Source organism: Streptomyces sp. NPDC006510 (assembly GCF_040611955.1).
GTDB lineage: Bacteria > Actinomycetota > Actinomycetes > Streptomycetales > Streptomycetaceae > Streptomyces.
Genome location: NZ_JBEXPH010000156.1, coordinates 1 through 3,982, shown reverse-complemented (window position 1 = coordinate 3,982; position 3,982 = coordinate 1). Strand labels below are relative to the sequence as shown.

At 68.4% G+C, this 3,982-nt stretch carries 3 protein-coding genes; all 3 read right to left on the bottom strand.

Features of this window, described 5'->3' with window-relative positions:
• Nucleotides 1-62: 62 nt before the first annotated feature.
• The 3 genes from ABZY11_RS33095 to ctaD all read right to left on the bottom strand — a co-directional run bounded on the left by ABZY11_RS33095 (nt 63) and on the right by ctaD (nt 3,658).
• Nucleotides 63-1,424, bottom strand: a complete 1,362-nt coding sequence (locus tag ABZY11_RS33095; RefSeq protein WP_356482696.1) for an NAD(P)/FAD-dependent oxidoreductase — start codon at nt 1,422-1,424, stop codon at nt 63-65.
• A 132-nt stretch (nt 1,425-1,556) separates the two neighbouring features.
• Nucleotides 1,557-1,898, bottom strand: coding sequence for a hypothetical protein (locus ABZY11_RS33090; RefSeq protein WP_356482695.1), 342 nt, complete (start codon nt 1,896-1,898; stop codon nt 1,557-1,559).
• 29 nt (nt 1,899-1,927) lie between these two features.
• Nucleotides 1,928-3,658: a cytochrome c oxidase subunit I gene (gene ctaD / locus ABZY11_RS33085; protein ID WP_356482694.1), complete on the bottom strand. Its 1,731-nt coding sequence runs from the start codon at nt 3,656-3,658 to the stop codon at nt 1,928-1,930.
• Nucleotides 3,659-3,982 lie beyond the last annotated feature (324 nt).

Here is a 3,982-nt window from a genome sequence, read left to right as displayed (position 1 = left end):
CCCGGCACCGCTCACGGCGGAGCCGGGGCCGTGGACCGGATCTCCTTCCGGAGCGGTGCGGATCAGGTACCGGTGTGCAGTGTGGCGGTGTGCTCGCGGACCTGTGCCGGTGTGAGGTAGGCGTCCGTGTACTCGAAGTCGCGCAGCTTGGCCGGGTTCCGGGACTGGAAGCCGGTGCGGACGAAGTCGTCGCCCGCGACGGCGTTCAGCACCCAGTTGGTCATGACCCGTGCCTTGGCGACATTGGTCCGCAGCGCCGACCAGTGGTAACCGCGGGCGACGGCCTGCGCCGTGATTCCGTGCAGCTCGATCCCGAGCGGTTTGGAGACTGCGTCCTTGCCGCCGAGGTCCACGACGAGACCGAGGTCCTTGTGGACGTACGGCTTCAACGGCTGGTTCCGCAGCGTCGCGATGAGGTTGTCGGCGGCCCTGCGGCCCTGCCGCATCGCGTGCTGCGCGGTGGGCGGGCAGACCGCCCCGTCGCCCTTGCTCAGGTCCGGTACGGCCGCGCAGTCGCCGAGCGCGAAGACACCGTCGAAGCCGGGCAGACTCATATCGGCTGTCACGGCGAGCCGGCCGCGTACCGTCTCCGCGTCGAGGGTGCTGACGAGCGGACTCGCGGCGACCCCGGCCGTCCAGATGAGGGTGCGGCAGGGCAGCACCCGGCCGTCGGTGAAGGTGACCTTGTCAGGAGCGGCCTCGGCGACCGAGACGCCGAGCGACACCTCGATGCCGCGTGCGCGCAACACCTCCAGGGCGCTGCGGCCGAGCTTGTCCCCGAGTTCGGGCATCAGCTTCGGGGCGATGTCGATGAGGTGCCACTTGATCAGCTTCGGGTCGAGCCGTGGGTAGTGCCTGACCGCGTTGCTGGTGAGGCGTTGCAGACAGGCGGCCGTCTCGGTGCCCGCGTACCCGCCGCCGACCACCACGAACTGCAGGCGCGAGGCCCGCTCGTTCTCGTCCTGGCTGGCATCCGCGAGGTCGAGCTGGGCGATCACGTGGTCGCGTACATAGGCGGCCTCGGCCAACGTCTTCATGCCCCGTGCGTTGTCCAGCAGGCCGGGGATGTCGAAGGTGCGGGTGACACTCCCGGGGCTGAGCACGATGTAGTCGTAGGGCTCGTCGACGATCTCCTCGGTGATCTTGCGGATGACGCAGATCTTCGTCTTGGGGTCCACCCCGATGGCCCCGCCCGGGATGATCCGGGTGCGGTGCTTCTGGCTGCGGCGCAGCGAGATGGCCACCGACTGCGGGGTGAGCACACCGGCCGCCACCTGGGGCAGCAGGGGAAGGTAGAGCTGGTACGAGTACGGGGCGACGAGTGCGATCTCCGCCTCGCCGGGGATGAGCCCGCGCTCCAGACGGCGAACGCATTCCACTCCGGCGAATCCGGCGCCGACAACGAGGATCCTGGGTCGTGCCACGGTGTTCGTCCCTTCTCGGGCCTGCACGGTCGTCCGTTCGCCTGCCCCGTCGCACGCGCCCGTTGTCACTCATCCTGACGAGTCGGCACGGACTTCGCCTGCTGGGGACGGCGGATGGACGACACCACGCGCTCAGCGGGTCAGCAGCGTCACCGCGGTGCAGGTGCCGGCGACCGCGCCGACGAGCACGACGCCGGCGGCCACGCAGCGTGCCTTGAGCACGCGGTAGCGCGCCTCGTACTCGCCGCGCAGCGCGGTGGCGCGGGCACAGATGCGGGAGAGCGTCGCCCGTGATGCGGCGAGACGGTCGGCGGTGTAGACGCGTTCCACGTCCTCGCGCTGGGCCGTGGTGAGCCAGGGCAGCTCGTCGGTGAATCGGGCCGCCCGGCGGCGGGCCTCCTCGACCTCGGCGCTCCACAGCAGGTAGCCCTCCAGCTGCGCCAGGCCTCGGGCGCTGTCCTTGTCGGGGTCCACTCACTCCTCCTCTCCCCGGGCCGTCGTGCTCACGCCCGGTTGTCTCCCGGGGTCCGGGGCGTCCCGGTGTCCGGACGGTTGAGCGCTTGGTCGAGCGCGCGGACCGAGGGATGGTGCAGGTCGAAGGCCGGGGATTCGGAACGGATCCGCGGCAGGGTGAGGAAGTTGTGCCGCGGCGGCGGGCAGGAGGTCGCCCACTCCAGCGAGCGGCCGTAGCCCCACGGGTCGTCGACCTCGATCTTCTTGCCGTACTTCGCGGTCTTCCACACGTTGTAGAAGAACGGCAGCATCGACAGACCGAGCAGGAACGCGGAGATCGTCGAGATCGTGTTCAGCGTGGTGAAGCCGTCGACGGCGAGGTAGTCCGCGTAACGGCGCGGCATGCCCTCGGCACCGAGCCAGTGCTGCACCAGGAACGTGCCGTGGAAGCCCACGAACAGCGTCCAGAACGTGATCTCGCCGAGCCGCTCGTCCAGCATCTTGCCGGTGAACTTCGGCCACCAGAAGTGGAATCCGGCGAACATCGCGAAGACCACGGTGCCGAAGACGACGTAGTGGAAGTGCGCGACGACGAAGTACGAGTCCGAGACGTGGAAGTCCATCGGGGGCGACGCCAGGATCACCCCGGTCAGTCCGCCGAACAGGAAGGTGACCAGGAAGCCGATCGACCAGAGCATCGGTGTCTCGAAGGAGAGCGATCCGTGCCACATCGTGCCGATCCAGTTGAAGAACTTCACACCGGTCGGTACCGCGATGAGGAAGGTCATGAACGAGAAGAACGGCAGCAGCACACCGCCCGTGACGAACATGTGGTGCGCCCACACGGTCGCGGAGAGGCCCGCGATGGCGATCGTCGCGCTGATCAGGCCGATGTAGCCGAAGATCGGCTTCCGGCTGAAGACCGGGATGACCTCACTGACGATGCCGAAGAACGGCAGCGCGATGATGTACACCTCCGGGTGGCCGAAGAACCAGAAGAGGTGCTGCCAGAGCAGTGCGCCGCCGTTGGCCGCGTCGAAGACGTGCGCGCCGAATTTGCGGTCCGCCTCCAGCACCAGCAGGGCCGCCGCGAGGACCGGGAAGGCCAGCAGGACCAGCACAGCGGTCAGCAGGACGTTCCAGACGAAGATCGGCATGCGGAACATCGTCATGCCGGGGGCGCGCATGCAGATGATCGTGGTGATGAAGTTGACCGAACCGAGGATCGTGCCGAAGCCGGAGAAGGCCAGCCCCATGATCCACATGTCGCTGCCGATGCCCGGTGAGCGGACCGCGTCGGTCAGCGGCGAGTAGGCGAACCAGCCGAAGTCCGCCGCCCCGTTCGGGGTGAGGAAGCCGCCCACGACGATGAGCGAGCCGAAGAGGTACAGCCAGTAGGCGAACATGTTCAGCCGCGGGAACGCCACGTCGGGCGCACCGATCTGCAACGGCATGATCCAGTTCGTGAATCCGGCGAACAGCGGCGTCGCGAACATCAGCAGCATGATCGTGCCGTGGATCGTGAACGCCTGGTTGAACTGCTCGCTCGACACGATCTGGATCCCCGGACGCGCCAGTTCGGCGCGCAGGACCAGGGCCAGCACACCACCGATGATGAAGAAGGCGAACGAGGTGACGAGGTAGAGCGTGCCGATCGTCTTGTGGTCGGTGGTGGTCAGCCATTTGATGACGACGTTTCCCGGCTCCTTCGCGCGGACCGGAAGCTCGTTCGCGTACGCCTCCTCTGCGTCGGCTGCCCCTGTTGTGCCCGTCGTCGTCACTGGGACGCTCCTTCGATCGTCGTTCGCGGGTGGACCGAGCACCCGGCAGGGGCACCGTTTCCACCGGGACGGCCGACAGACCGGTCCCGCGCGCGTCACGCCAGATTCCAGGTGCAGCAAATCAGCCAGGGGGCCGCTGTACGTGGCCCGCCGCCCGCCGTCGCGCGACATTCACCCGTCAGGGCGCCCACGGGTGCGGGCCGCGTTTCATGCCGTCGGGCCGCCGTGGGTCCGGGTGCTGCCGGGCGAACTCCTTTGCTGTCCGCCGCCGTTGCAGGTCTGCTGGACGAGCAGGCTGCCGCTGCCGGTCGCGCCGCCCGTGAC